Origin of the sequence: Lactonifactor longoviformis, from assembly GCF_042848515.1 — a bacterium.
GTDB classification, from domain to species: domain Bacteria; phylum Bacillota; class Clostridia; order Lachnospirales; family Lachnospiraceae; genus Lactonifactor; species Lactonifactor longoviformis.
This window is the reverse complement of record NZ_AP031453.1, coordinates 4093073-4117667: the sequence shown is the minus strand read 5'-3', so window position 1 is coordinate 4117667 and position 24595 is coordinate 4093073. Positions and strand designations below refer to the sequence as shown.

General features: G+C 46.4%; 20 protein-coding genes. 16 read left to right on the top strand and 4 right to left on the bottom strand.

Features of this window, described 5'->3' with window-relative positions:
- Positions 1 to 12 precede the first annotated feature (12 nt).
- The 8 genes from speB to ACGHCT_RS18755 all read left to right on the top strand — a co-directional run bounded on the left by speB (position 13) and on the right by ACGHCT_RS18755 (position 8389).
- Positions 13 to 939: an agmatinase gene (gene speB, locus ACGHCT_RS18790; RefSeq protein ID WP_390437217.1), complete on the top strand. Its 927-nt coding sequence runs from the start codon at positions 13 to 15 to the stop codon at positions 937 to 939.
- A gap of 124 nt (positions 940 to 1063) precedes the next feature.
- Complete coding sequence (locus ACGHCT_RS18785; RefSeq protein WP_390437216.1) at positions 1064 to 2434, top strand: alanine/glycine:cation symporter family protein; 1371 nt, start codon at positions 1064 to 1066, stop codon at positions 2432 to 2434.
- A gap of 56 nt (positions 2435 to 2490) precedes the next feature.
- Positions 2491 to 4011: an FGGY-family carbohydrate kinase gene (locus tag ACGHCT_RS18780; protein ID WP_390437215.1), complete on the top strand. Its 1521-nt coding sequence runs from the start codon at positions 2491 to 2493 to the stop codon at positions 4009 to 4011.
- Positions 4012 to 4026: 15 nt separating this feature from the next.
- Positions 4027 to 4353, top strand: a complete 327-nt coding sequence (locus tag ACGHCT_RS18775) for a cupin domain-containing protein (protein WP_390437214.1) — start codon at positions 4027 to 4029, stop codon at positions 4351 to 4353.
- Positions 4354 to 4374: 21 nt separating this feature from the next.
- The gene (locus ACGHCT_RS18770; RefSeq protein ID WP_390437213.1) at positions 4375 to 5712 is read left to right on the top strand and encodes a hypothetical protein; all 1338 of its coding nucleotides are present in this window, start codon (positions 4375 to 4377) and stop codon (positions 5710 to 5712) included.
- Positions 5713 to 5793: 81 nt separating this feature from the next.
- Positions 5794 to 6465: a hypothetical protein gene (locus ACGHCT_RS18765; RefSeq protein ID WP_390437212.1), complete on the top strand. Its 672-nt coding sequence runs from the start codon at positions 5794 to 5796 to the stop codon at positions 6463 to 6465.
- 161 nt (positions 6466 to 6626) lie between these two features.
- Complete coding sequence (locus ACGHCT_RS18760; RefSeq protein ID WP_390437211.1) at positions 6627 to 7121, top strand: flavin reductase family protein; 495 nt, start codon at positions 6627 to 6629, stop codon at positions 7119 to 7121.
- Positions 7122 to 7462: 341 nt separating this feature from the next.
- Positions 7463 to 8389, top strand: coding sequence for a CapA family protein (locus tag ACGHCT_RS18755; RefSeq protein WP_390437210.1), 927 nt, complete (start codon positions 7463 to 7465; stop codon positions 8387 to 8389).
- Positions 8390 to 9912: 1523 nt separating this feature from the next.
- On the opposite strand, the gene ACGHCT_RS18750 is transcribed toward ACGHCT_RS18755, so the two are convergent.
- The gene (locus ACGHCT_RS18750; protein ID WP_072854753.1) at positions 9913 to 11097 is read right to left on the bottom strand and encodes an iron-containing alcohol dehydrogenase; all 1185 of its coding nucleotides are present in this window, start codon (positions 11095 to 11097) and stop codon (positions 9913 to 9915) included.
- A gap of 250 nt (positions 11098 to 11347) precedes the next feature.
- Here ACGHCT_RS18750 and glyA point away from each other — a divergent pair, with 250 nt between their 5' ends.
- Positions 11348 to 12586, top strand: coding sequence for a serine hydroxymethyltransferase (glyA, locus tag ACGHCT_RS18745; protein ID WP_072854752.1), 1239 nt, complete (start codon positions 11348 to 11350; stop codon positions 12584 to 12586).
- 39 nt (positions 12587 to 12625) lie between these two features.
- Here the strand turns inward: glyA and ACGHCT_RS18740 are convergent, their stop codons facing one another.
- Positions 12626 to 13306, bottom strand: a complete 681-nt coding sequence (locus tag ACGHCT_RS18740) for an AroM family protein (RefSeq protein WP_390437209.1) — start codon at positions 13304 to 13306, stop codon at positions 12626 to 12628.
- 19 nt (positions 13307 to 13325) lie between these two features.
- Positions 13326 to 14267, bottom strand: a complete 942-nt coding sequence (locus tag ACGHCT_RS18735) for a DUF1177 domain-containing protein (protein ID WP_072854750.1) — start codon at positions 14265 to 14267, stop codon at positions 13326 to 13328.
- Positions 14268 to 14632: 365 nt separating this feature from the next.
- Between ACGHCT_RS18735 and ACGHCT_RS18730 the strand changes: the two genes are divergently transcribed.
- From ACGHCT_RS18730 to ACGHCT_RS18705, 6 genes are all read left to right on the top strand, one after another.
- Positions 14633 to 16291 (top strand): ABC transporter substrate-binding protein, encoded by a 1659-nt coding sequence (locus ACGHCT_RS18730; RefSeq protein WP_072854749.1) that lies wholly within the window; start codon positions 14633 to 14635, stop codon positions 16289 to 16291.
- 94 nt (positions 16292 to 16385) lie between these two features.
- Entirely contained in the window at positions 16386 to 17348 is a 963-nt protein-coding gene (locus ACGHCT_RS18725) for an ABC transporter permease (RefSeq protein WP_072854748.1), read from the top strand.
- A complete protein-coding gene (locus ACGHCT_RS18720) occupies positions 17349 to 18263 on the top strand; it encodes an ABC transporter permease (RefSeq protein ID WP_072854747.1) in 915 nt (304 codons plus the stop codon). It begins immediately after the preceding gene.
- Positions 18264 to 18301: 38 nt separating this feature from the next.
- Positions 18302 to 19315 carry an ABC transporter ATP-binding protein gene (locus ACGHCT_RS18715; RefSeq protein WP_072854746.1) on the top strand — a complete coding sequence of 338 codons (1014 nt, stop codon included), beginning with the start codon at positions 18302 to 18304 and terminating at the stop codon, positions 19313 to 19315.
- On the top strand, positions 19308 to 20291 hold the full coding sequence (locus ACGHCT_RS18710; protein WP_072854745.1) for an ABC transporter ATP-binding protein: 984 nt from the start codon (positions 19308 to 19310) through the stop codon (positions 20289 to 20291). The genes ACGHCT_RS18715 and ACGHCT_RS18710 overlap by 8 nt, the downstream gene beginning before the upstream one ends.
- Positions 20292 to 20325: 34 nt before the next feature.
- Complete coding sequence (locus tag ACGHCT_RS18705; protein ID WP_390437208.1) at positions 20326 to 21588, top strand: M20 family metallopeptidase; 1263 nt, start codon at positions 20326 to 20328, stop codon at positions 21586 to 21588.
- Positions 21589 to 21665: 77 nt separating this feature from the next.
- Here the strand turns inward: ACGHCT_RS18705 and trpB are convergent, their stop codons facing one another.
- Entirely contained in the window at positions 21666 to 22886 is a 1221-nt protein-coding gene (gene trpB / locus ACGHCT_RS18700) for a tryptophan synthase subunit beta (protein ID WP_072854743.1), read from the bottom strand.
- 237 nt (positions 22887 to 23123) lie between these two features.
- Between trpB and ACGHCT_RS18695 the strand changes: the two genes are divergently transcribed.
- A complete protein-coding gene (locus ACGHCT_RS18695) occupies positions 23124 to 24518 on the top strand; it encodes an alanine/glycine:cation symporter family protein (protein WP_390440219.1) in 1395 nt (464 codons plus the stop codon).
- The last annotated feature ends 77 nt before the right edge of the window (positions 24519 to 24595 follow it).

Below are 24595 nucleotides of genomic sequence, written 5' to 3'. Positions count from 1 at the left end.
AGGTACAAAAGTATGAATACAAAGGAAATGATTCAAAACTCCTCATTATGGGCCGGATTACAGAAACCTGGAATGAAGCTGGAAGACGCGGATGTTGTAATTTTCGGAATACCTTATGACGGTGCAGTTTCCTTCCGGGGTGGTGCAAGTACAGCGCCGGACGAACTGCGTAATATTACTTATACAATTGATCCGACTACAGAGGAACTGGAATATTTTGGTGATCTTAAAGTTGTAGACGTGGGGAATGTAGACTGCACAAGTCAGGAGAGTTTCTTTCAAGAGGCTGAGACTATTAGCCGGGAATGTGCAGAAAAAGGAAAATTTTTCATTATGATCGGCGGTGATCACTCTGTGACAATTCCGGTTCAAAAAGGGGTGGATCAGGGACTGGGGGAGGATTTCGGAATCATTCACCTGGACGCTCATTTTGATTTGAATGATGACCAGCATGGAAATAAATATTCACACGGCTCTACAGAACGAAGGGCGCTGGAACTTGAACATATAGCTGGGATTGATTCTCTATATTTTATTGGGATCCGAAGCATGGACACTGTAGAGGTGGAATTTTTAAAAGAAAATAAGGTAAATGTCATTTCTTCTAAAAAGATTCGGGAACTGGGTTGGAAGCAGAGCGCAGAAAAAATTGTGGAAAAGATGAAAAAACATAAAAATATTTACCTCACACTTGATATCGACTGTCTGGATCCAGCATATGCAGCCGGAACCGGAACACCTCAGTTCGGCGGAATGGATTCACGTGAGCTTTTGAATATCTTGGATTATCTGTTCAAAAATCTGAATATTATGGGGATGGATGTAGTGGAAGTCGCTCCTAACTTGGATTCATCTATGGTTTCTTTGTTTGCGGCGCGCAAGATTGTGACGGAATGTATGGGGCATTGGTACAGGAAAAACGTGGGATATGACCGTTAATAGGAAAATGCGGGAAAACTCAGTCAGATTAATTAGGAAAGTAAAGGCTTTGCTTTGATGGGGGTAAGCAGATTAGGCGTACACAGATGATACAAACTACCGAATGGAATGTGAGGGATGAAATATGAAAAAGATATTTGATTTTATGGGAACATTTAGTGATTTTATGTGGGGTATTCCTATAGCAGGATTGATCGCGGCAGTTGCGATTATTATCACCTTTTATACGAAGGGCTTTCAATTTCGTTATTTTGGCAAAATTATAAAGAACACCCTGGGAAATCTGAAAGATAAAGGATCCGGGGAAACCGGAACTTCTCCTTGGCGTGCCGCATGCACTTCCATAGCAAATACAATTGGAACCGGCAATATCGTCGGTGTTGCAGTAGCCATTGGAGTCGGCGGACCGGGCGCGGTGTTCTGGATGTGGATGGTTGCTCTTTTCGGTATGATCATCAAATACGCCGAGGTTGTTTTGGCTGTGCGTTACAGGAATCCCGATTCGGTGACAGGAAACTATGTAAGCGGCATGAATATCATCGCAAAAAACGGTCTGGGGAAAAAATGGCACTGGTTAGCCCACGCATTTGCCTTTTCCTGTATGATTTCGATGTGTGTAGGTCTGGGGATTCACACGAACGGATTTACAGATGCAATAACATCGGCTTTTGAGGTGTCGCCTGTAATTATTGGAATTGTTATCGTGATTATAACAGCTCTGCTGGCATTCGGCGGCTGGAAACGAATCAGTGGTTTTTGCGAACTCTGTGTTCCGGTAATGACAATTATTTATATTGCTGCAGGTATACTTGTTTTAGCTTTTCACATTACAGCAATTCCGGGAAGCCTGGGATTGATCTTTAAATCGGCATTTACCGGGCAGGCGGCCGTGGGCGGCTTCGCCGGAGCAACCTTATTTGCAGCATTTTCTAATGGTATGGCTAGAGGGGTATATTCCAGTGCTGCAGGGCAGGGGCTTTCTCCCTTTACTCATGCGAATGCGGATACGGAACATCCTGCAAAACAAGGGATATGGGCTATTACGGAAGTATTCATTGATACAATAATTGTATGTACTTTTACCGCTTTGGTAATCCTTTGCACGGGAGAATGGAAAACAGGTGATGCAGGTTCTGCACTTGTAACAGCGGCCTTCTCGAGCGGTTTGGGCATCAGTCATGAGCTCTCAGCTATCTTCGTAGCAGTGATATTGCTGCTGTTTGGTTTCTCTTCCATGATAACGGACGTTTATAACGGGGAAACTACTTTGGCGGCCTATTTCAACACAAAGACAAGCAGGGTAATCTTTAAGCTTATCGCTCTCGTATTTTGCTATTTTGGCTGTGTCGGGGGATTGGAAAATGCCTATGTACTGAATGATTTTTTCATGGCGTGGATGTGTCTGTTTACAGTGCTGATCATTTTACTCTGCCGGAAAGAGCTTATTAAGTTAACCAACGAATATGTGGATAAATATATTCAAAAAAGGAAATAAAAAGGTACTGTTGTCTGTTCGGGCAGCAGAAGAAAATCAAGGAAAGGAGAGAACCCATGCAGTATTTAATTGGTCTTGATATAGGGACAACGGCAGAAAAAATTGCTCTTTTTAATACAGAAGGCAGGATGCTGGCAGTGTCAACACAAGAGTATACCCTTGATACTCCACGAGTTAACTTTGTGGAGGTTCCTGCAGAAACCTATTGGAATGCTTTTAAGGAAGGGGTAAAGGAAATCAGAAAACAGTATGTGATTTCTGATACTGATAGCTGTGCATTGGCAATCAGTGCACAGGGAGAGACCTTGTTTTGCGTAGACGAAAGCGGTAATTGCCTTCGTAAGGCAATTGTCTGGATGGACAACCGTGCAGAAAAAGAGGCGGCCGCCCTCAAAGAAACATTTGGAGACGAACTTTGTTACAGAACGACCGGGCAGGTCAGCTTCGAACCCTGCTGGCCCGCATCCAAAATACTTTGGATAAAGAACAACGAAAAAGAAATCTTTGACAAGACGGCCAAATTTGCATTGATTGAGGATTATTTTATCTATCGGCTGACTGGAAGATGGGTAACAGAAGGATCCCTTGTATGTTCCACAACCTACTGGGATATTATCCATAAAAGATATTGGAAGGATGTGCTTGACTATATCGGAATCGGGGAATCCCAGCTTCCTGAAGTTCGGGAATCGGGTGAGGCTGTGGCAAATATTTTGCCGGAGGCAGCCGATGAATTGGGCCTCTGCAAAAATTTGACTGTATGTACGGGCTGCCTGGATCAGGCGGCAGGCGCAATCGGAGTTGGAAATGTAAAAGAGGGATTGTTTTCCGAAAATATTGGCGCGGCACTGGCCATATGTGTACCAGTCTCAAAGCCGGTGTTCGATCCGGACAGAAATATGCCGCTGCACTATTTCGCTGTGCCCGACACTTATATGATACATACATTTACAAACGGCGGCATGACGCTTCGTTGGTTCAGGGATAAATTCTGTCAGCAGGAGATGGATATAGAATCGATGACAGCTACGGATGCATATGATTTGCTGAGCAAAGAAGCGGATCTGGCGCCGCCTGGTTCCGACGGGCTTGTGATGCTGCCTCATCTGTCAGGCTCCATGGCACCAGACATGAACGCAAAAGCAAAAGGGGTCTGGTTTGGTTTCACCTTACAGCATGGAAAATCACATTTTGTCCGTGCGATCATGGAATCAATCGGATACATCATCCGCAGGAATATCGAAGCATTAGGTTCCATGGGGATAGAGGTACAGGAGATTAGAAGCCTTGGCGGCGGTTCAAAAAGCAAGGTGTGGAATCAGATTAAGTGTGACATTTTAGGGATTAAAATGACCACTATGAAGTCCGACCAAGCCTCTGCCGCTTTGGGTGCAGCGATTCTTGCCGGAAAAGCTGTTGGAGTATTTGACAGTATAGAGGACGCAGTAGAGAGTATGGCGCAGGTGAAGGACGAGTATTATCCCAATTCAGTCAACAGACAAGTTTATGACTATGGATTCACTCTTTATAATAAACTGTTTCATGATCTGAATGAGTGTTTTGATGCTACCGTTTAAAGAGAGGAGAAGTTTGTGCAAAAAATAACAAAATCAAATGCAAACGTAAGCCTTGATGGGCTGGAGGTCTGCCGGGAGTATGTGAGAACAGACAAAATGTGGTTCGGGACGTCGGAACTGCTTCCGGGTCAGACAGGTGGAGTTGATCATGGCCATCCGGTATCTCACGAAGTTTTTTTTGCAGCAAAAGGTCATGTGATAGTAAGGAATCCCGAATCAGGCAGTTTCTATGAACTGGAAGAGGCCGAGGCTTTACTGATTGAAGAAGGCGAGCCACATGAAATAACAAATATAGGAACGATCCCTGCCTTAGTTGTTTGGGCGGGAGGTCCAACGCAATAAATAGAAAAGTGAGGAAGTAAAATGAAGACAGCAAAAATAGGATTGGTGGGTCTTTGCAGCCCAATAGAAAGTGGGGGAGAACGCCATGACGAACTGATTGCTTCTGCAACGACGGTTCTCGGACAGGCAGGCATGGAGGTGGTGACAGCCTTTCGCTCTGTATGGAATGCAGGAGATGCGCTTCATGTATGTGATCAGATGAGAGAAGCAGACATTGATGCTATTGTAATCATGGATGTCACCTGGGTCATGGATTCCCTTAAATATATTTTTATACATGAATTGAAAGTACCGGTTGTTTTCTGGGCGGTTCCTTACCCGGAGACATTCTCAATAGGCTGTGTACAGAATTTTGCCTCAGTTCTCAAAACACAGGGTATAAAGTTTGAGTATGTGTATGGCCTGGCAGATGATGAATCGTTGATATCAAAAATTAAGAAGGTAGCAATTGCAGGCACAGCAATCCGGAGACTGAAAACGATGCGTGTAGCATTGGCAGGACCCAGGCAGACCTGGCGTGTTGCAGGCCCTCAGGATATGAGTCTGGAGGAATGGGATTTCTCTGAGAAGCTTGGACCTACGATTATCCATCTGGAGATGGAAGACATTATGGGAGAGGCTGAAAAAATCTCAGAGGCTGATGCAGCCAGAACACTTGAGGAACTGAAATCAAGGACAGGGCAGATTAAGTGTTCCGAAGAAGTTATGCTCCAGTCAGCGAAAATGTATATGGCCACAAAGTCTCTGGCAGAAGAGTATAACCTGGATGGGATTGCGGCGGAATGCTATCCACGTTACGGCGGACTTATGAATCAGGTTGCTTCCTGGCTTGCAGATGAAGGGTTCGTTGTTGATACGGAAGGAGATATCGCCCATACCGTTCTTCAGTTTATTCTGAATCTTTTGACAGATAATGCGCCCTGTGTTTTAGGGGAGACCGGTGAGGTCAACAATGAGCAGAATTATCTGGTGGTCTGCCATGAGGGAAGCAGTCCATCCTCTATGGCAGCATCCATGGATAAGGTAGTCGTAAATCCTTCCGGTGAGACCGGTTCTTTCGTCGGTGTCCCGGTAAAGCAGATGGACAAAGTAACTTTTGCAGACTTTCAGGGGGCTGAAGGTAAATATCAGTTGTTTGCTGCAACCGGCAGTACGCTTCCGGTAAGCCGAGAGGAGTGGGCAGATGCCGGCGAGAAAATGGTAATGAAACTTCGCTCCGACAGCATGAGTCCTGCGTGTGTGGTTGACAAAATGATCTCTGAAGGATTCCACCATCATATCGTTGTGAAGGAAGGAGATCTTGCGGAGCAGCTGAAAGTTATCTGCAAATTTGCCGATATCAAATTTGTATCTATTTAAATTAAACAGACTTAAAATTTTATTTTTTAATCAGTAATGTAATTGAAAAAATAATTGTTTATATGAAGGAGAATATTCATTATGAAACCAGAAATTATTATCATGCTGACGCACCATGATGTAACAGTAAAAAATGCTGCGGAGGTATTTGAGGAATGCAAGGATTTAAATGTAAAATACTGGGGCTTCAAAAATGTGGGTCTGCCCAAGGATCAGATGAAGGCGCTTGCAGATGCCATGAAAAAGGCGGGAAAGATCACATTCTTGGAGGTTGTCACTTACGATGAGGAAAGTTGTCTGGATGGCGCAAGGACAGCCATTGACTGTGGTTTTGATTATCTGTGTGGGACAGTTTATTACGACTCCGTTGCAAAGCTTTTGAAGGAAAACGGTATGACGTACCTTCCCTTTGTGGGCAAGGTTTCCGGAAGCCCCAGCATTCTGGAGGGCACCAATGAGGAGATCATTGAGGATGCAAAGGAAATGATTAAAAAGGGAATCACAGGTTTTGATATCCTTGCATACCGCCATGTAATTGACGGAGAAAAACTTGCCTATGAATTCTGTGCGGCAGTAGATGCACAGATTTGTATTGCCGGATCGATCAATAGTTTTGCCCGGATAGATACCATGTTCAAGATCAGTCCATGGACTTTTACAATGGGTTCTGCACTTTTTGAAAAGGCGTTTGTAAAGGAAGGCAGCTTCCGTGAGAATCTTCAGGCAGTTGTAAGCTATATGGAGAACAAATAGCAGAATACCCACGGCAGGAACAAGCTTCCCCTGCCGTGGGTTCTGTCCCGAATCCTAATATTGCAGCGATTGCTGCGCCATCATTATTAACATTGTATTATTTTAACACTCACATGAAAAAGACAGGATATATTGTTTCTGTCGGTGGAGGAGAATCGTTTATGAAAGAAATCACAATAAACCAGGCACAGAAAATGACTGCGCCGTCTCCCTTTGCGCTCCTGTCAGCTGCAGGGAAGGACGGAAAAACCAATATTATGGCAGTTTCATGGTGGACATATTTAAGCAACCATCCTCCCAAATTAGGCGTCTGCTTAAGCAACAGGGGATACAGCGGAAGGCTGATCCGCGAAAGTGAAGAATTTGCTCTCAATATTGTGGGAAAAGACTTAAAGGAAGCAGCATTGAACTGTGGCAGATGTTCCGGAGCAGTGGTAGACAAGGTTTCCAAGTTTGGGATAGAGATGTTCCGGGCATCTGAAATAAATACTGCACTTGTGGCTGACAGTAGGGTAAGCTTAGAATGCCGTTTAACAAATTGTTTTGATGTAGGGGATCATACCATATATGTAGGGGACATCATTTCGGCCCACGGAGATGAAAACCAAACACAGTTATATGCATTTGACGGTTACAGCAGGCTTGATACCCTCTGATTAAAGTATCGGGCAGGCTTGGAGGAGACTCTCGAAAAGTGCCGGACACATAGGATTTCATAAGGGGCAGTCCTGAAAATTTACGTTTTCAGGACTGCCCCATTTTCTTATTCCAATAAATTCTTAACATTTTGAGGAGATTTTGCAACATACTTTTTAATTTTGTAAAGAAATAGGAATCGTGTGTAAAGGCTGTGTAATCAATATATTATACAAACGTGGACAAAAAGTAAAAGATATAATACAGTATGTTAATTTAAAAATGGTATACTTTGGGAGTCAAAGCAAGAAACGCCGGAATTCCCTTTCGGACCGGTAAAAGGCAGGCGGGGTGACTTCAGATGAAAGAAGTGGTTAGAAAATCAAAATATAGTAATCCGAGAATCAGGCAGCAGCAGAGAAGGGCCTTTGCGGTTAAAATGATAAAGCTGTTCCTGGCCGCAGGGGCAGGAGCTCTGGTTTGCTTTTTCTTTCATTTTCTCAGGGTAAACAGTATGCCTGGAGAAACAGCTGATGGAGCGGTCGGAGCGGCAACGGAGTATACAGAAACCATTAAACTTCGCGCTATCGCAAGCTGCAGCCTGGAAGAAGAAGCTGCTGCAGAGCTGAAACATCTGAATCTTGCCTCCGAAAAGGGAGAAATTATTATCACGAATTTGGAAAGTGTTCTGACAGAAGAAGACCTGGAAAAGGAAAGTAAGAATGCCGTGAAGGCATCTCCAAAACAGGTAGAACTTCTACACAAGGGCGGTATCAATGCAGTGAATCTTGCGAACAGTCACAGCAAAGGCTACGGGGAGGAAGGATACCTGGATACGGTGCATCACCTTACAAAATCAGGTATCACCAGTTTTGGCTATGACAGAGTCACTGTAAAGGAGGTGAGGGGAATAAAAATTGCATTCACAGGGATCAATGCAGCAGATGGGACAACAGGAAGCCAGGAAGCAATAAAAAAGAACATACTGGCCGGAAGAAACATGGATGCCCAGCTGGTCATTCTCTGTATTAACTGGGGAGCGGAAAATACAGAGGAGCAGCAGCGAGAACTGGGACATGCAGCGATTGAAGAAGGGGCAGATCTGGTACTTGGGTATCACTCGGAAGATTTACAGGAAATAGAGAATTACAAGGGGAAGTATATTGCATATAGTCTAGACCATATCCGGGAGACTGAAACTCTGGAGCAGACCTTTACCTTCCAAAAAGGGGAATTGGAAAGCTGTTCTGAGGCTAAGATTATAAACCGGTCTGCCGTTCAATCGTAGGGGTATGTGAGGAAATGCGGAGACGTTGTAATGCAGGAGGGAAACTGGCTGCGGTACGGCGTTTCTTTTTTTGCGCATAGGGAAAACTTGGAGTTAACTTCCTAAGGTTGAGACTTTTTCAGTCGGAAGGTGTGAGTGGCAGGGGGACGGTGAGAGGAATCCCGCGGCGGCGGACTGACTGGTTCGGACGGGAGGGAGGCTTAAGTTCCGGGGACACCTCCGTCGCGAAGAGAGTCTAAGACAAAACCGGAATCCCCGCCGGAGCACCGTTCGTATGTGCAAAGAATGCTTTAGATGAATTCTCTGCCCATTCTCACTTTTTTTCGGCCTGGACTGCCGAAAAAATCTCCAGCGTGAATCCCGGTTTTGCCTAAGACTCTCTATTCACTCCTGCGGAATCGTCCGCGGACCTTAAGCCTCCCTCCCGGCCAACCCAGCCCGCCCGCCGCCGCAGGATTCCTCTCACCTGGGTATGGGAGAGTTCCAGGGGGTAGATTGCTCAGATGGGGAATGGTATCCTTCACATAGGAGATAGCTGTAAAATTGACAGATCGAATAAAATTGGGATTTAGGAGTGTAACTTGGACATCGGCTCAAGGCGATTCATGACGGCAGGTTTGGGTGGCGGGGGGACGGTGAGAGAAATCCCGCGGCAGCGGGCTGGCTGGTTCGGACGGGAGGGAGGCTTAAGTTCCGGGGACACCTCCGTCGCCAAGAGAGTCTAAGACAAAACCGGAATCCCCGCCGGAGCACCGTTCGTATGTGCAAAGAATGCTTTAGATGCATTCTCTGCCCATGCTCACTTTTTTTCGGCCTGGACTGCCGAAAAAATCTCCAGCGTGAATCCCGGTTTTGCCTAAGACTCTCTATTCACTCCTGCGGAATCGTCCGCGAAACTTAAGCCTTCCTCCCCCCAACCAAGCCCGCCCGCCGCCGCGGAATTCCTCTCACCTGGGTATAGGGAAGTTCCAGGGGGTAAATTTATCAGAAGGGGAATGATATTATTCACATAGGATATGACTGTAAAATTGTCAGATAGAATATAGCTGTAATGTAGCCAGAAAGTATGGAGGTGATAACGGTAACAGGTTTGGATGTTTATCCAAAACATCGAGCAATCATAAATGATGAATAATATGAAAAGTGTACAACATTCGACCTTCCCCACACGTTTTCCGTGAATGTGAAGTGAGTCTCTGCCAGGATATAGAAGGGAGTACCGGGGGGACAGGGCCAGTCCAGGGGCCGGGGGATAGGGACAAGTCAGGGAGGTTAAGCGGAGTGAGCCCAAGATCCAGTCCACCAGCTGATTAACGAGGAAGGCTTTCCTGACGAGATTAGCAGCTGGTAGGACTTAGCTTAGGGGAACGGAGCCTCGAGCTGACTTGTCCCTATCCCCCGGCCCCTGGACTGGCCCTGTCCCCCCGGTACTCCCTTCTATATCCGTCCGTCTGCAACGCTACGCTGGCCGACTATTTTATCTCGAACTTTACATACACAAAACAATTACACAAAACTATCATTTATCTTGCCATCTTATAAATTTTTACCATATCTTCCCGCTTCAGCACCTTCATCATCCCAATGGTTCTTTTATCCTGGAAACTGCATTTATATGCGAGTTCTTCAATCTGTTCATCGGTTACGTCAATCCCAAGTTCATGGATGGACGTGGGCATCTGAATGGAGCGGAAGAAGTCTTCCATGGCAGCAATTCCTGCAAGGGCAGTCTTCTCATAATCGTTTCCGTCACAGGAGATATTGAAGACATTCGTGGCAAACTGAGCAAAGCGTTCCGGGCATTCTTTGTAGACATAGCGGGCCCAGCTGCCCCATACAGCGGCCAGTCCTGCTCCGTGGGCTACGTCAAACATGCCTCCAAGCTCGTGCTCTAGCTGATGGCAGGACCAGTCGCCTCCCAGGGTAGCACATCCGGTCAGGCCGTTGTGAGAAAGGCTTCCCGCCCACATAACTTCTGCACGGGCGTTATAGTTGGCAGGATCCTGCATCAGGATTCTGGCATTGCAGATTACAGTCTGCATTAAGACTTCGCTGATGCCGTCTGTGAGCTCCATTGTGTCAAATGGAACAAAATAGCGTTCCATGGTGTGCATCAAAATATCTGTACATCCGCTGGCTGTCTGATAAGGAGGAAGGGTATAGGTAAGCTCGGGGTTCATAACAGCGAACTGGCAGCGGCTGATGTCATCGTTGTAGCCCCTTTTAATCCATCCGTCCTCCTTTGTGATGACACAGGAATTGCTCATCTCGCTTCCGGCCGCTGCAATGGTAAGCACACATCCCAGGGGCAGACAGGCCTTTGCCTGGGCCGTCTTGGCAAAATACTCCCATACATCGGTGTCGGGATTAGCGACTCCGTAGGCGATGGCCTTCGAGGAGTCTATGACACTTCCTCCCCCTACAGCCAGAATAAAATCAACATGCTCCTGTTTAGAAAGTTCAATACCTTCATATACTTTAGATAATCTGGGATTGGGAACTACGCCGCCCAGACTGACATAATCAACCCCTGCGTCCGCGAGAGAAGAGAAGATGCGATCCAGAAGTCCGGAGCGTTTGGCGCTCTCGCTGCCGTAATGCACCAGAACCTTTTGGCAGTTCTGCGCTTTCACCAGAGCTCCCACCTGGTTTTCTGTATCTTTCCCGAATATTACTTTTGTAGGGGCAAAATATTCAAAGTTTTTCATAGAACAACTCTCCTTTGTTATGTAAAATGTATTACTATCTCTATTAAAACAAATTATTATATAATAGTCAAACGAAACGATAGTGCAAAAATCATAATAAAACCTCGAAAAAAATCAAAAAAATGGTGAAAACAGAGAGAGTGTATTTGTGGGGCGGATATTTGTCTTTTTCTTATTGCAATGCAGTAGTAAAGTGTATATAATGTAATTTGATGCTGTTACTAAAAGGGAGAATTTAAGGAGGAACATCATGTATTCATTTGATGAGATTAAGGCCGTTGATACGGAGATTGCGGAGGCGATAAAAGAAGAAGTAGACAGGCAGAATTCCCATATCGAACTGATTGCATCCGAGAACTGGGTGAGCAAGGCTGTTATGGCGGCTATGGGAAGTCCTTTAACAAATAAATACGCCGAGGGATATCCGGGAAAAAGATACTACGGCGGATGCGACTATGTAGATGTTGTAGAGAGACTGGCAATAGAGCGTGCCAGAGAGCTGTTCGGATGTGAGTATGTTAATGTGCAGCCCCATTCCGGTGCCCAGGCCAACATGGCAGTATTTTTTGCGATCCTGAAGCCGGGGGATACGGTGATGGGGATGAATCTGGCTCATGGAGGACATCTGACCCATGGCAGCCCGGCAAATATGTCAGGGGCATATTTTAACATTGTTCCTTACGGCGTCAACGATGACGGTGTGATTGATTATGACAGCGTAAGAGAGATTGCACTTGAGGCAAAACCAAAGCTGATCGTTGCAGGGGCCAGCGCATATGCGCGGGTGATAGACTTTAAACGCTTCCGGGAGATCGCAGACGAGGTGGGAGCGTATCTGATGGTGGACATGGCACACATCGCCGGGCTGGTAGCTGCCGGTGTACATCCTAGCCCCATTCCATACGCCCATGTAACCACCACAACCACCCACAAAACCCTCAGAGGACCCAGAGGCGGTATGATTTTAAGCAGCAATGAAGTTGCAAAACAGTTTAATTTTAACAAAGCTGTGTTCCCGGGAATTCAGGGAGGGCCATTAATGCATGTGATCGCTGCAAAAGCGGTATGTTTTAAAGAAGCTCTGCAGCCGGAATATAAAGAATACCAGCAGAATATTGTGAAGAATGCCAAGGCACTCTGCGAAGGGCTGCTAAAGAGAGGCATTCATATTGTGTCAGGGGGAACTGACAACCATCTCATGCTGGTAGATCTGCGGGGAACCGGTATTACTGGAAAGGCAATGGAGAAATTACTGGACGAGGCAAATATCACCTGCAATAAAAATGCCATACCAAATGATCCGGAATCACCGTTTGTAACCAGCGGCGTCCGTCTGGGAACGGCAGCTGTGACAGCCAGAGGACTGCAGGAGGCAGATATGGACCAGATAGCTGAGGCAGTATCTCTGATGATTCAGTGTCCGGATAATAAAGAGAAAGCAAAAGCAATTGTGAAAGAGCTTACAGAGAGATATCCTCTGAATGTCTAAAAAAAGGAATGGAGACTTGTATAGGCCTCCATTCCTTTTTTATGCAAATAATTCATTCAGCAGCCGTGCAATATAGGTTCTGGGAAGTATCACAGGCAGCTGGCAGGAGGCATAGATATCCTCCTTCATCCCGCATCCGTATCCCATACAGTCCAGAAGAACAAAGGCCAGGTCTTTTCCTCTGAAAGCCAGTGCCCGCTGCCCCATAAGTTCAGCCTCTTTATATGGAGAGGCTACCACTGGTTCAAAAGCAATGCCGCTGGCAGAAAACCACTCATCCACCTGAGCAATCTGAGATGCATCCGGTACAAAGAGTCCAATGGGCTTATCCAGCGCCAGCTTTTGTACCAGAGCATGCAGGATGGGCTGAGGGGTGATTAAAAGCTTACTGTGGGTAAACTCCGGAAATTTTCCAGTGCACAGCAAAACAGTTGCCTCTGCCCCTTCTTTCTCCGCACGCAGTATACAGTCCTGGACCAGAGGGATCACTGCCCCTTCTGACATGGTTACCTGCCTGCCGTCCCGCATGCGGGAAACCAGAACAGATTCCCCTTCCCCCGGTGCAAACCGGGTGCTGGCCTCTTCAAAGCTGAAGGGATCCAGGGCTCCGTATTCAATTAATTCTATATGCGGGGCCAGCATGGGGCGGATATCCCCGGTAATATCCACACGGGGAGCCTGCCCTATAGTAACAGCCCCTACTCTAATTCTTTCTTTCATAGGATTACCGCTCTGTGTATTATTTGTCCATGTTGCCGAAGGTCTGGAATATTTTCAGATCTCCGTAGAGTTTCAGGAGATAGTTGTATTCCTCTTCATCATAGAAGGAACATTCTCCCTGGCCGTAGGCTTTGGCAACTTCTATGGCAAAGCGAGCGGCGCTCTCCACATCCATGGGATGGCTTGCGCCGGTTGCACAGCCTGCCACGGGCTGTTCCGTAGTGATGGCAACTCCTACCACGGGAGCATCGGTGGCAGTGGTGGGCTGCAGCACACTGTTCAGATGATAAACATTATTGCCGTAGGGGGTAATATCCTGCTGAGCCAGGGGAAAGACTGCGGGAAGCTTACCTGTCACACGGGTCATGATGTCCAGGAGATCTGCACTGGTTTTCAGAATGTAGCCCTCTTTTACCGTGGGTGAGATAGCAAAACCATTTACATTAATGACTTTATTTCCCTTGGTGGTATCGATAGAAACAATGGCATCCATCCGTGGATCCACATCCTTTGCATTGCAGGTAGCCATATCAATAGGGGAATTCATAAAGGGGACCGGTTTGTGGTCCTGGGTGGGTGCATCCGGACAGATATGTGTGGAGACAATAACATCTCCTTTTAAGATGTCCCCGTTGGTATGCATCTCTGCTAACTTCAGACCTGCAGCCACAGCGGCAAGAGCTCCGTCACCGTCGGAGACAAAGCCGGTCATCGTAGGGCGGGCGCCCAGACCGCCGAGACGGCCGATGATCCCCAGCGTGGGTGCCGTTCCGCCTGCAGTCTTTCCTTCGGATCCTGCGATGAGAATCTTAATGCTGTCAGTGGTGCCGCGTTCTCCCACGACTGTTTCCATAGAGACCTCTGTGGCCCCTCTTTCTTTCAGCAGTTCAATAATTTCTTTTCCGTTTGCCTGAGGCTTGTCCATTAATTCGAATACTTCTAATACTTGTTTTAATACCATCATTGTCCTCCTTGTACGTACCGTGCCCCGCAGATTTTCATACACTGAAAAACCGGAAACGGCGTTAATAGTACTAACCTAAGTTTACAGAAGTGACATAAAATGTCAATATGCTTTGTGAAAATCATGGTTTAAATGTTAATGGAAATAAAAAAAACAGGAAAAATTTCACAGGACAAAGTCTAAATTATTCATATTTAGGTGAAAATGCTTGATTTCTATGAAATCACAATGTATAATTTTAAGAACAATGAAAGTTGAAAATTCCTATCCTGCATATTTCCGCAGTTTATACCGAGCTTTTAACAGGTGGGAGGGAAGATTCAAAAATTATTGTGAGAATTTCTTAAGGAGGAAAGGTAAGTATGAAGAAGAAATGGATAGCACTCGTCCTTGCAGGTGCTATGGTGATGACCGCTTTCACTGGCTGTGGTAATAAAAAAAGCGATGATTCCGCCACCAAGGACGACAGTGCTGCTACCGAAGAAAGCAGCGGCGAGAGTACGGAGATTGTAAATAAAGAGGCCACAATCGAAGTACCTGAAGAAGTGACAAAGGGAGGAGAACTGAAGATTGCACTGACATCCTCTCCAAAAAATCTGGACCCTGTAAAGTATACGGGTACATACGAAGCACAGATTATTTACCAGGTGTGCGACACAGTTGTAACATACGACAAAGAATTAAAAGAGATTCTGCCCTCTCTGGCAACAGATTGGATCATCAGCGATGACGGTATGGAATATACATTTACCATCCGTGACGATGTATACTTCCAGCCGGGAGAATACCAGGACGGAAGACTGATGACTGCAGAGGACGTGGCATATAATATGAATCGTTCCGCCAAAGAGTCCGCTATGAACCGTCTGGACATGCTGGATCATGCAGAAGCCATTGACGAGACCCACGTAAAAGCAACATTGAAAGCTCCCAGTGCAGTATTCCTTACCGCTTTGACCAATGCAGGAAATGCAATTGTTCCGAAGGAAGAGGTCGAAGGCTGGGGCGAAGAGTTCGGCAACCACTTAGTTGGTACAGGCCCGTACGCTATGGAAAAGTTTGAACTGGATCAGCAGACAACGCTGAAAAAGAACGAAAAGTATTTCATTGGTGAGCCGAACCTGGACACCGTAATCTTTAAAGTGATCACAGATGCTAACCAGGAAGTAAATGCTCTGAGAACCGGCGATGTGGATATTGCCACACAGCTGACCGGAGAGACAGTAAAAATTGTTGCTGAAGACGAAACTGTGAATCTGGAAAAAATGGCAGGCATTCAGATTGGATATGCTTACTTTAACATGGTAAACGGACCGACAGCAGATGCAAAGGTAAGAGAAGCCTTAATAAAGGCAGTTGACTACAAAGAATTGGCTGCCGGTGTATACCAGTACGGCGAAGGTGAAGCGGCTTGTCTTCCTCTTCCGAGAGCGTCCTGGGGCTACGACGAATCTGTAGAGGCAGATGTTCCTTCCTACGATCCGGATGGAGCCAAGAAGCTTCTGGAAGAAGCAGGTTACGGCGATGGCATAACCTTAAATATGTATATTACAAATGAAACTTTCCGTCAGAAAGCTGCAACGATACTGCAGTCCTACTGGCAGGCAATCGGCGTTGAACTGAAGATTAACACAGTAGAGTGGGGTACCTTCAGTGAGACAGCAGCATCCGGAAAAGCAGATGTATTTGCTATGGCCTGGTCCTGGTATCCAGATCCATACTTCTTCTTTGACAAGATGTTTGCAACCTCCGCGATCGGAACTCTTGGAAATGGCCAGGGATACAGCAATCCGGAAGTAGATCAGTTATTATCTGATGCATTGATTGAGACAGATCAGGCGAAACGTGCTGAGATGTACAAGAAAGCTCTGAAAATCATTACAGATGATAATCCTGGTATCTTCTATGGCAACCCGGCAGAGTGCCTTGGAATCAATCCTAAGGTGCAGGACTTCAATCAGAGAGCTGATGGTACAATCAAACTTTGTACAGCTGAGGAGAATGTCTGGGTAGTACAATAATTTAGAGAGATTATCGACGATAAAGAGGGACGTAGTTTCACTACGTCCGTCTTTTTCGCATAATAAACAACAAAAGAAACGGTGGTGAAAATTAGTGTTAAAGACAATTGTAAAAAGAATTCTGCAAAGTATTCCCACCCTGCTGATTGTAGTAACCTTTACTTTTATCCTGACCCGTATGATTCCGGGAAATCCTGCTCTTACTATGTTAGGCCCTCAGGCGCCGAAAGAATCAGTGGAGCAGTTGGAGGAAGAACTGGGACTCAATAAGAGCAAGGGGGAGCAGTACGTTATTTATCTGAAACAGATTTTAAAAGGAGATTTCGGCAGATCCTACTCTTACAACCAGTCAGTAGTGGAGCTAATTAAAGAGAGGATTCCCAACACACTGGTGATCACACTCACCAGCTTATTAATTGCACTGGTGCTGGGGATGATTGTAGGGATCGTATCTGCGGTGAGGCAGTACTCCATTCTGGACTATATCTTTATGGTGCTGGCCCTCATAGGCGTCTCTATGCCCATTTTCTGGCTGGGCCTGATGCTGGTGCTGGTATTCAGTGTTAATCTGGGCTGGCTCCCGGCGATGGGTATGGGCAGTATGGCTAAGGGTGTCTGGGATGTTGTAAGTCATATGATCCTGCCCTGCTTCTGTCTGTCAACTATCCCTATGGCAACCTTTGCCAGAATTACCCGCTCCAGTATGCTGGAGGTAGTGAATAATGACGCGGTAAAAGCACTCAGAGCCAGAGGCCTGAGAGAAGGCGTGGTTATATGGAAGCATGCGCTGAAAAATGCGCTTCCCCCCATTGTTACCGTTCTTGGCCTTCAGCTGGCTTCTGCGTTTACAGGGGCCATTCTTACAGAAAGTATCTTCTCCTGGCCGGGAATGGGTACTTTAATTGTAAGTGCCATTGACAACAGAGACTACGCGCTGATACAGGGTGTTGTCCTGTTTACAGCAATCGTGTTTGTAGTGATCAACCTGATTGTGGATATTGTATATACAGTAATCAATCCAAGGGTAAGCTATGAAAGCGGGAAAGGAGGCAACTAAATGGCAAAGCAGAAAAATACGGCAACCGCAGAGGTTTTAGGCGCAGAAGCCCATTCTCAGCTTATAAAAAGAGAGAGAAGGGCCAATAATGTCTGGAACAAATTGAGAAGAAATAAGACAGCTATGATCGGGCTTGTAATCGTAGTATTTATGATGCTGATGGCCATTTTAGCTCCCCTGATTGCAACCCACGATCCCAATGCCATTAAGCCCTCTGAGACTTATCTGAGCTTTGGGGAAAAGGGACATATTTTCGGGACCGATGAGTTTGGACGTGATTTATTTTCCCGGATCGTATACGGCGCCAGAGTTTCACTGATTGCGGCTATCGGAGGCACTGTAGTGGGTGCGATTATCGGGATCCTCCTGGGTCTGCTTTCCGGCTATCTGGGAGGTGCTGTGGATGCAGTAATTATGCGTCTTATGGATGGTATGCTGGCATTTCCGTTTGTACTGCTGGCGATTATCCTCATGACGATTCTGGGATCAGGGCTGCCAAACGTAATTCTGGCCATAGGTATTGGAAATGTGCCCAGCTTCGCCCGAGTCGTCCGGGGACAGGTACATATTGTAAAAAACGAAGAGTACTGCAATGCCGGGCGGGTGCTGGGCGTATCTAACATAAGAATGCTGTTCCGCCACATTCTTCCGAACACCATTTCTCCTATTATCGTATATGCTACGCTCAACGTAGCAGGAGCTATTATATCAGAAGCAACCTTAAGTTTCCTGGGACTGGGGATTTCACAGCCAACCGCATCCTGGGGAAATATATTAAGAGCAGGAAAGGACTGTCTGAATACAGCTCCGCATATTGCAACTATATCAGGTATTTTCATCCTTATCACCGTACTGGGATTCAACCTTTTTGGTGACGGCGTCCGTGACGTGCTGGATCCTAAGATGAAGAAGTAACAGGAAAACAGAAAGCAAAGAACAGTGAGGACGAAAATATGAGTGAAAATTTACTAACAGTTAAAGATTTAAAGACATATTTCTTCACAGCCAGCGGTGTGTCCAAGGCGGTAGACGGTGTGAGCTTTACTCTGAAAAAAGGCGAGACCATGGGCATCGTAGGAGAATCCGGATCCGGCAAAAGTGTAACCGCTTCGTCGATCATCCGTCTTCTCCCTCCAAAAATCGGAAGGATAGTGGAGGGAACCATTGACTTTGAGGGAAAAGATATTATAAAGCTGAATAAAAAAGAACTGCTGAATTTCAGAGGTAAGGACATAGCGGTTATCTTTCAGGACCCTATGACTTCTCTGGATCCGGTATTTAAGATAGGCAATCAGATGGTAGAAATGATCTGTGCCCACCAGGATGTATCCAAAGAAGAAGCCAGAAAAATGGCAGTGGAGGCCCTTAAAAAAGTTGGGATCCCCCAGCCGGAAAAGCGGATGGAATCCTATCCCTATGAGCTGTCCGGAGGAATGTGCCAGCGTGTTATCATTGCCATGGCCGTATGCTGTAAGCCGAAGATGGTAATTGCAGATGAGCCCACCACGGCTCTTGACGTAACGGTACAGGCCCAGGTGCTTGAACTTCTGCAGGAACTCCAGGATGAGATGGATACCTCTATTCTTCTGATTACCCACAACCTGGGGGTTGTCTGGAAGATGTGCGATACGGTGATGGTTCTCTATGCCGGCAAGACGGTAGAATATGCAGATACGAAAACACTCTACGCACAGCCTCTGCATCCCTATACCTGGGGACTGCTGGACTCCATGCCGAAGCTGAGCGATACAGTAAAAGGAGAACTCAATACCATACCGGGTGTTCCGCCGGATCTGCGCCTGACAGGCAATTGCTGTAATTTTTATAACAGATGTCCCTACGCGCAGGAGCGGTGCGGCAAAGAGGTACCGGAGCTCGTGGAAGTGGAACCGGGCCATTTCGTGGCCTGCCACAGGCAGAACAAAGAGAATAAACTGGTGAGAGGAGAGGAAAACCGTAATGAGTGATAAGAAAGTGATACTAAAGGTCAGGAATCTCACCAAAGAATTTAAGATCAGAGCACAGAAGTTCGGGGAACAGCCTCAGATTCTTCACGCCCTGACAGATGTCTCTGTAGATATCTATGAGGGAGAGACCCTGGGGATCATCGGAGAGTCTGGCTGCGGCAAATCAACGTTTGGTAAGTGTCTGGTTCAGCTGCACAAAGCGACTGCGGGCAGCGTGGAGTACGACGGCCGGAATATCTTTGAACTAAAAAAAGAAGACTTGAAAAATCTAAAAAGAGATATTCAGATGGTATTCCAGGACCCTTTTTCTTCTCTGGACCCCCGTATGACGGCGGGAAAACTGGTAGAAGAGCCAATGATTGTCCATAAGGTAGTTACAGATAAAGCAGAGAGAAGCAGGAAAGCTCTGGAGCTTCTCCAGACCGTGGGACTGGATGTGCAGCACGTACACCGCTATCCTCACGAGTTCTCCGGAGGGCAGAGGCAGCGTATTAACGTGGCCAGAGCCCTGGCATTGAACCCAAAGCTGATTGTCTGTGATGAGCCTGTATCGGCTCTGGATGTATCCATTCAGGCGCAGGTTCTGAACTTATTTAACCAGCTGCAGAAAGAATATAACCTGACGTATGTGTTTATCTCTCATGATCTGAGTGTAATCAAACACATCAGCGACAGAATTGCCATCATGTATCTGGGAAGAATTGTAGAGCTCTGCGATGCAAACAGCATTTACGAGAATCCGCTGCATCCCTATACACAGGCATTGTTATCTGCGATTCCCCCGGAATCTCCCTTTGAAAAAAGAGAGCGTATTGTTCTTTCCGGTGAAATCCCAAGCCCTATCGGAGAGCAGAAGGGATGTCCTCTGGCAAAACGCTGTCCGAAATGTATGGAGCGATGCAAGACAGATGCCCCGCAGTTAAAAGATGTGGGTGACGGACACCATGTAGCCTGCTTTTTATTCGATGATAAATAAAGAAGCCAAATTATGAAAAGGAAGTGTGTGGAACATGAGCTGTAAATCAAGAGATGAAGTATTGGAACTTGCAAAAAGCAAACTGGACGAACTCATAAAGCTTACCTCGGATTTGATTAAAATTCCAAGTGAGAATCCTATAGGCAGCCAGAGAGACGTGATTGATTTTGTAAAAAATTATCTGAGTGAGGCGGGGATTCCCTGTGAGGAAGTGGGATGCAACCCTGACTTTCCCTGTGTAGTAGCTAAGATCGGAAAAGATGAGGGCTTCAGCGTTATTTTAAACGGACATGTTGACGTGGTTCCGGCAGGGGACAGGGCACAGTGGGAGTTTGAGCCTTTCTCCGGAGAGATCACAGATAAGTGTATTCTTGGAAGAGGAACCTCTGATATGAAAGCCGGCGTTGCCGGAGTTCTCTTTGCAATGAAAATCCTGGCAGAATCCGGGGCGGAATTGAACGGAAACATCCGTCTTCACATCGTGTCTGACGAGGAAAGCGGCGGCCAGTTCGGTACTAAGTGGCTGTGCGCCAACGGGTATGCAGATAATGCAGATGCCTGTCTGGTGGCGGAGCCTACAGGCCACAATACCATTGAGATAGGACAGAAGGGAAGAGTAGACCTGGTATTAAAATCCTACGGAAAATCTGCCCATGGAAGTCTGGCCGGCTTTAAGGGAGAGAATGCCATTCTGAAGCTTATAAAAGTGCTGGAGAATATAAACATGCTCAGGGAGATCGAGGGATGCTATAAAGAAAGCCAGGCCCAGGCCCTGCTCAACTCTAAGCTGATTGCAGACCAGAAAAATGGGGCCGGCACAGGGGACGTGATTGACCATGTATCTGCCAATGTGGGGATGATCAAAGGTGGAACGCGGCCCAATATGGTGCCGGATTACTGTGAGGTAACCGTGGATCTGCGCCTTCCTATCGGAGTAGGTGCCAAAGAGATAGAAGACTGTGTGAAAAAGGTTATTGAGAAGAGCGGCGTTACAGGCGTAGAGTACGAGCTGGATTTCCAGACCTTTGGAAACTATACAGAGATTGATGCACCCATTGTGGAAGCAATTAAGAAACATGCGGAGGCGCTTTGGAAGGATGAGGTGCTGCCCGCGTATCAGTGGGCATCCAGCGATGCAAGGGACTACCGGGTGAAAGATATTCCGACCATTCAGTACGGCCCGTCCAACACGGTAGGGATTCATTCCTATAATGAAACCGTGGATATTGAGGATGTGAAAAATGCAGGGCAGATTTATCTGCTGTCCCTCTGCGATCTGATGGGGATTGCAGAATAGAAAAAAGAGGAGTCAACTTCGGTGGCTCCTCTTTTTTCTATGATATGCAGACGGGAGCGTGCACCCTCCCAATCTGTCTATTTGGACAGGAACTGTTCTCCGTATCCGTAATGTTCTACTACATAATCAAGATCCTTGTCTCCCCTGCCGCTTAAGCAGACAAGGATAGAACCCTGTCCCATTTCCTGCGCTTTTTTGGTGGCATAGGCGACTGCATGAGAACTTTCTATTGCGGGGATAATACCCTCATAGCGGGAGAGCTCAAAGAATGCCTTCATGGCGTCATTGTCATCCACAGTTGTATATTGAACTCTTCCAAGATCATGGAGAAACGCGTGTTCAGGACCTACAGAGGGATAATCCAGCCCGCTGGCAATGGAATAAACCGGGGCGGGCTCTCCTTTTTCATCCTTCAGCATTATGCTCTCAAATCCATGCATGATACCCTTTTCTCCATATGTCATTGAGGCAGCGTGGTCTCCCAGATGGGAACCCCGTCCCAGAGGTTCGATTCCCACAATATCTACGGGATCCTCTAAAAAAGGCACAAACATTCCGATGGAATTGCTGCCCCCGCCAACACAGGCGCATACCACATCGGGAAGCAGACCGGTCATTTCCTTAAACTGATCTCTGGCTTCATCCCCTACAACCGCCTGGAAGTCCCGAACCATGAGTGGAAAGGGATGAGGCCCTAATGCAGATCCGATGCAGTAAATAGAGTCTTTATAATTCTTGGCATAAGATTCAAAGGCAGAATCCACAGCCTCTTTTAAGGTCTTTAAGCCATGTGTCACAGGAACTACATTGGCGCCCAGTATCTTCATTCGGGTAACATTGGGGGCTTGCTTGGCAATATCCACTTCACCCATATGAATCTCGCATTCTAAGCCGAAGAAAGCAGCGGCAGTGGCAAGGGCAACGCCATGCTGGCCGGCGCCGGTTTCTGCAATCAGACGCTTTTTCCCCATAAATTTAGCCAGAAGACCTTCTCCCATACAGTGGTTAAGCTTATGGGCACCTGTATGATTCAGATCTTCTCTTTTTAAATAAATCTGGCAGTTTCCGTACATTTTGGAAAGCCGCTCACAGTGATATACCGGGGTTGGACGCCCCTGGAATTCCCGTCGGATTCTTCTGAGTTCACTGATAAACTGGGAAGAATGGCAGATGGTCTGATAGGCATCTGAGATCTCTTCAAATGCGGGTTTTAACTCATCAGTCAAAAATGCCCCGCCATAGGAACCGAACCAGCCATCCTTGTCCGGGTAGTTTCTTAAATATGTTCTGTAATCCATAATTACCTCCCTGATTGGATGCCATAATAAGGCAGCACTCTTTGTTTATTATAGCACAGGAGAGAGGGATAAAAAACAGTTATCACAGATAAAACTGTTGGAAATGGGAGGATATTGCACTAATATGGTTGTTATTCTCCAGGATTTATAATACAATACAGAGGATGCTGAGCCAAAATCGTGAGAAAATGAGGCGCAGACAGCAAATTGATATAGGTATCAGGAGGAAAAAGAATGTTGGATGTAATAAATCAGTGGATTGCCCAGGCAAATGATTTTTTGTATGGCTATATCCTCATTGCTCTGCTGGTGATCAGCGGCGTATATTTTACGATTCGTACCAAATTTGTGCAGATACGGTTATTTCCGGAGGCAATCCGTGTTCTGACAGAGAAGAAGAAGGAAAAGACAGGAGTTTCTTCGTTTCAGGCATTAATGATCTCAACTGCCTCCAGAGTGGGGACGGGAAATATCGCAGGGGTAGCCACCGCGCTTTCCATGGGAGGTGCCGGAGCCATTTTCTGGATGTGGGTGATGGCCATAGTGGGAAGTGCCTCTGCCTTTGTAGAGAGTACACTGGCGCAGGTCTATAAAGAGAGGGACGGGGAGGTGTTCCGGGGCGGTCCTGCCTATTATATTCAGTATGCACTGGGGCAGCGCTGGCTGGGAATCATTTTTTCAATCTTACTTATCGCGTGCTTTGCTTTTGGCTTTAATGCCCTTCAGTCCTTTAATGTGAGCTCCGCCTTTGCGTATTATGTGGAGGATTACGCTAACAGCAGCGTGCCCATGATCATAGGGCTGATCCTGGCAGCGGCTACCGCTCTGGTTATTTTTGGAGGCGTTCAGCGAATAGGTATTATTACCTCAGGAATAGTACCTGTGATGGCGCTTCTTTATATTGTTTTAGGGCTTTATATTACCTGTACCAATCTGGGGAAGCTTCCGGACATATTTGGAGAGATCTTCGCCGGCGCTTTCGATTTTAAATCCATTGCAGGAGGGTTTGCAGGCTCCTGTGTCATGTACGGGATCAAAAGAGGGCTTTTCTCCAACGAGGCGGGTATGGGTTCTGCCCCCAACGCAGGGGCAACAGCAGATGTTTCCCATCCTGCGAAACAGGGAATGGTTCAGATGCTCTCCGTATTTATAGATACTATTTTAATCTGTACCACCACGGCAATGATGCTGCTGAACTTTGGGACAGGCAACAAAGAGCTTACCGGGATGCCTTATGTCCAGCAGGCTGTGAATGCTGAGGTAGGGGTGTGGGGAATACACTTTATCACAGTATCTATTTTCCTGTTTGCGTTCAGTTCTCTCATCGGAAACTACTGCTACGCAGAGTCAAATCTGAAATTTATAAAAGACAGTAAGGGTCTGCTTTTCGTCTTTCGTATCATTGTAGTGGGTGTGGTGTTTGTAGGTGCACAGGCTAATTTCGATACCGTCTGGAATCTGGCCGATGTGCTCATGGGACTGATGGCTATAGTGAACATCGTAAGTATTATTCTTCTGAGCAAGATATCTATGAAAGTAATGAACGATTATACCAGACAGAAAAAAGAAGGAAAGGATCCGCAGTTTCATCCAGACAAGCTGGGAATTAAAAACACCCAGTGCTGGAAATAGATTATAGATTGGTAAGAATCATAAATTATTAATAAAATCTTTCTGTAAATGCGGAAATCGTCTGATAATATGTTATA

What these genes read in the sequence shown, in the direction of transcription:
- speB (WP_390437217.1), top strand. Translation starts at nt 13, where the DNA reads ATGAATACAAAGGAAATGATTCAAAACTCCTCATTATGGGCCGGATTA.
- ACGHCT_RS18785 (WP_390437216.1), top strand. Translation starts at nt 1,064, where the DNA reads ATGAAAAAGATATTTGATTTTATGGGAACATTTAGTGATTTTATGTGG.
- ACGHCT_RS18780 (WP_390437215.1), top strand. Translation starts at nt 2,491, where the DNA reads ATGCAGTATTTAATTGGTCTTGATATAGGGACAACGGCAGAAAAAATT.
- ACGHCT_RS18770 (WP_390437213.1), top strand. Translation starts at nt 4,375, where the DNA reads ATGAAGACAGCAAAAATAGGATTGGTGGGTCTTTGCAGCCCAATAGAA.
- ACGHCT_RS18765 (WP_390437212.1), top strand. Translation starts at nt 5,794, where the DNA reads ATGAAACCAGAAATTATTATCATGCTGACGCACCATGATGTAACAGTA.
- ACGHCT_RS18760 (WP_390437211.1), top strand. Translation starts at nt 6,627, where the DNA reads ATGAAAGAAATCACAATAAACCAGGCACAGAAAATGACTGCGCCGTCT.
- ACGHCT_RS18755 (WP_390437210.1), top strand. Translation starts at nt 7,463, where the DNA reads ATGAAAGAAGTGGTTAGAAAATCAAAATATAGTAATCCGAGAATCAGG.
- ACGHCT_RS18750 (WP_072854753.1), bottom strand. Translation starts at nt 11,097, where the DNA reads ATGAAAAACTTTGAATATTTTGCCCCTACAAAAGTAATATTCGGGAAA.
- glyA (WP_072854752.1), top strand. Translation starts at nt 11,348, where the DNA reads ATGTATTCATTTGATGAGATTAAGGCCGTTGATACGGAGATTGCGGAG.
- ACGHCT_RS18740 (WP_390437209.1), bottom strand. Translation starts at nt 13,306, where the DNA reads ATGAAAGAAAGAATTAGAGTAGGGGCTGTTACTATAGGGCAGGCTCCC.
- ACGHCT_RS18735 (WP_072854750.1), bottom strand. Translation starts at nt 14,267, where the DNA reads ATGGTATTAAAACAAGTATTAGAAGTATTCGAATTAATGGACAAGCCT.
- ACGHCT_RS18730 (WP_072854749.1), top strand. Translation starts at nt 14,633, where the DNA reads ATGAAGAAGAAATGGATAGCACTCGTCCTTGCAGGTGCTATGGTGATG.
- ACGHCT_RS18720 (WP_072854747.1), top strand. Translation starts at nt 17,349, where the DNA reads ATGGCAAAGCAGAAAAATACGGCAACCGCAGAGGTTTTAGGCGCAGAA.
- ACGHCT_RS18715 (WP_072854746.1), top strand. Translation starts at nt 18,302, where the DNA reads ATGAGTGAAAATTTACTAACAGTTAAAGATTTAAAGACATATTTCTTC.
- ACGHCT_RS18710 (WP_072854745.1), top strand. Translation starts at nt 19,308, where the DNA reads ATGAGTGATAAGAAAGTGATACTAAAGGTCAGGAATCTCACCAAAGAA.
- ACGHCT_RS18705 (WP_390437208.1), top strand. Translation starts at nt 20,326, where the DNA reads ATGAGCTGTAAATCAAGAGATGAAGTATTGGAACTTGCAAAAAGCAAA.
- trpB (WP_072854743.1), bottom strand. Translation starts at nt 22,886, where the DNA reads ATGGATTACAGAACATATTTAAGAAACTACCCGGACAAGGATGGCTGG.